The organism is Paraburkholderia sp. SIMBA_027 (genome assembly GCF_046535315.1).
GTDB classification, from domain to species: Bacteria; Pseudomonadota; Gammaproteobacteria; order Burkholderiales; family Burkholderiaceae; genus Paraburkholderia; species Paraburkholderia tropica.
The window spans coordinates 1-318 of the sequence record NZ_JAWRWY010000277.1 but is presented as its reverse complement, the minus strand read 5'-3'; the positions used below and the strand labels follow the sequence as shown (position 1 = coordinate 318).

General features: G+C 57.2%; 1 pseudogene. It reads left to right on the top strand.

Features of this window, described 5'->3' with window-relative positions:
• Positions 1-138, top strand: a pseudogene (locus tag SB764_RS39090) (oxidoreductase); the annotation flags it as partial.
• Between the last annotated feature and the right edge of the window lie 180 nt (positions 139-318).

Sequence of the window (318 nt, the reverse complement as noted above, 5' to 3'; positions counted from 1 at the left end):
AAGCGCCCGTTCCGCGTCCATATCGATCCGTCTGAGGATGGGGCCGAGATCGTCAACGGTGTTGCCGATCGGCTCAGGGCGGAACTCTTCTATCGCGTCGGTCTCGAAGACCTGCTGAAGCCTTCCGTGATCGGCTGATCGGCGCTTGATTGTTGCAATTTTGCGAACACTGCTATGCGAATCAAACGCCTTACAAACTCCGCAATAGGGCATATATCTATTGGGTAAGGGGCGACGGAAAGTCTCCGTTCCGAAGCCCGCCTCCCGGGTCCGCCGAGCCATTTCCCCTGGTGACGCGGTGGACCACCAAATTCAAAG